The sequence below is a fragment of the Tabrizicola caldifontis genome (assembly GCF_004762095.1).
In the GTDB taxonomy this organism is placed as follows: Bacteria; Pseudomonadota; Alphaproteobacteria; order Rhodobacterales; family Rhodobacteraceae; genus Tabrizicola; species Tabrizicola caldifontis.
Genome location: NZ_SIJH01000043.1, coordinates 1 through 2,498, shown reverse-complemented (window position 1 = coordinate 2,498; position 2,498 = coordinate 1). Strand labels below are relative to the sequence as shown.

The 2,498-nt window shown below is 63.7% G+C and carries 2 protein-coding genes; both read right to left on the bottom strand.

Annotation, left to right across the window (positions count from 1 at the left end):
• Positions 1-72 precede the first annotated feature (72 nt).
• Positions 73-867, bottom strand: coding sequence for an IS21-like element helper ATPase IstB (istB, locus tag EYB42_RS17160; RefSeq protein ID WP_135451288.1), 795 nt, complete (start codon positions 865-867; stop codon positions 73-75).
• Positions 857-2,386 (bottom strand): IS21 family transposase, encoded by a 1,530-nt coding sequence (gene istA, locus EYB42_RS17155; protein ID WP_135451287.1) that lies wholly within the window; start codon positions 2,384-2,386, stop codon positions 857-859. Before istA ends, istB begins: the two co-directional genes overlap by 11 nt.
• Positions 2,387-2,498: the final 112 nt, after the last annotated feature.

The following is a 2,498-nucleotide window of genomic DNA, read 5'->3' as shown; positions in this document are numbered from 1 at the left end:
TGTTGATTTCCACCCAGAACTGAGCCGGGTTTTCCATCGAGAAGTGAGCCACCTCTGATTATGGATTTCGGCTCAGGCTGGGGTCAAGGCATGGCTGTCTTCCTTCTTTTTGCGGGTCGCTGCGGCTGAACTGGCCTTGAAGCGGAAGCTGTCGTTTCCGGTTTCAAGGATGTGGCAGCGGTGGGTGAGGCGGTCGAGCAAGGCCGTGGTCATCTTGGCGTCGCCGAAGACCGTGGCCCATTCGCTGAAGCTCAGGTTCGTGGTGATCACGACGCTGGTGCGCTCATAGAGCTTGCTCAGCAGGTGGAAGAGCAGCGCCCCGCCTGAGGCGCTGAAGGGCAGGTATCCCAGCTCGTCGAGGATCACGAGGTCGAGCTTGGTCATGCTTTCCGCGATCTGGCCGGCCTTGCCCTTGGCCTTTTCCTGTTCGAGGGCGTTGACCAGTTCGATGGTGGAGAAGAAGCGGACCTTCCGGCGGTGATGCTCGATGGCCTGGATGCCCAGGGCAGTCGCGGCATGGGTCTTGCCGGTGCCCGGGCCGCCGATCAGGACCACGTTCTGGGCGCCGTCGATGAACTCGCAGCGGTGCAGCTGACGCACCGTGGCTTCGTTGATCTCGCTGGCAGCGAAGTCGAAGCCCGAGAGGTCCTTGTAGGCCGGGAAGCGGGCGGCCTTCATGTGATAGGCGATGGAGCGGACTTCACGTTCGGCCAGTTCGGCCTTCAGCAGCTGCGACAGGATCGGGATGGCGGCTTCAAAGGCGGGTGCCCCCTGCTCGATCAGATCGGTGACGGCTTGCGCCATGCCGTGCATCTTCAGGCTGCGCAGCATGATCACGATGGCGCCGCTGGCAGGGTCATGACGCATGGCGACCTCCTGCGATCTGGGCCCGCAGGCCGTCGTAACGTCCGACGTTCGCCTTCGGCTCGCGCCGCAAGGTCAACGCCTGCGGTGTGTCGATGTCGGGGCTGGTCGTCTTGCCGTCGATCAGTCGGTGCAGCAGGTTCAGCACATGGGTCTTGGTCGCCACGCCCTCGCTCAGGGCAAGTTCCACCGCGGCAAGCACGGCCTCTTCATCGTGCTGCAGCACCAGCGCCAGGATATCGACCATCTCGCGATCCCCTCCCGGTCGTCGCAGCATCTGCTCCTGCAAATGCCGGAAGGCGGGGGGCAATTCCACGAAAGGGGCACCGTTCCTGAGTGCCCCGGGCTTGCGCTGGATGACGGCGAGGTAGTGCCGCCAATCGTAGATCGTTCTTGTCGGCAGGTGGTGACCGCGCTGGATCAGCCGGGCATGCTCGCACAGGATGTTGCCCTCGGCCGCCACAACCAGACGGTCCGGATAGATCCGCAGGCTCACAGGCCGGTTGGCGAAGGACGCCGGAACGCTGTAGCGATTGCGCTCGAAGCTGATCAGGCAGGTGGGCGAGACGCGCTTGCTCAGCTCGACGAAGCCGTCGAATGCGACGGGCAACGGCATCAGGGCCGCCTGCTCTTCGGCCCAGACATCGGCGACCGTTCCCGGCAGGGTGCCATGTGCCGTCTCCCGCCACAGTTCCAGGCAACGCTGCTCCAGCCAGGCATTCAGCGCAGGAAGGCCCGGGAAGTCCGGCATCCCTTGCAAGAGCTGGTGGCGGGAGTCCCGAACGTTCTTCTCGACCTGCCCCTTCTCCCACCCTGCCGCCGGATTGCAGAACTCCGGTTCGAAGACATAGTGGTTCGTCATCGCCAGGAAGCGCATGTTGACCTGCCGCTCCTTGCCCCGACCCACCCGATCAACAGCCGTCTTCATGTTGTCGTAGATGCCACGACCGGGCACGCCGCCGAACACGCGGAAGCCATGCCAATGCGCGTCGAAAAGCATCTCGTGGGTCTGCAGAAGATAGGCTCTGACCAGAAATGCCCGGCTGTGCGACAGCTTGATATGGGCAACCTGCAGCTTCGTGCGCTCGCCGCCCAGAACCGCATAGTCCTCGCTCCAGTCGAACTGAAACGCCTCCCCCGGGCGGAAGGTCAGCGGGACGAACGTGCCGCGCCCCGTCGTCTGCTGCTCGCGCTGCCGATCCGCCCGCCAGTGCCGGGCGAAGGCCGCCACCCTGCCGTAGGAGCCGGTGAAGCCAAGCGCCACCAGATCGGCGTGCAACTGCTTCAGCGTCCGCCGCTGCTTGCGCGACTTCCCGGCCTCAGTCTTCAACCAGCCGGCCAGCTTCTCGGCAAAGGGGTCAAGTTTGCTCGGACGCTCCGGCGTTGCGAATTTTGGCTCGACCGTGTCCGCCGCCAAATGCTTGGTCACGGTATTCCGCGACAGCCCCGTGCGCCGCGCGATCTCGCGGAGCGACAACTTCTGCCGCAAATGCATCCGTCGGATGATGTTCAAAAGTCCCATGTGGATCACTCCGTTGCCCCCGCCGCTCACCGCTCTGGGGGAAGGTTCACATGGCTCAATTCTCAGTGGAAATTATACGCCTACCCGGCTCAGTTCTGGGTGGAAATCAACA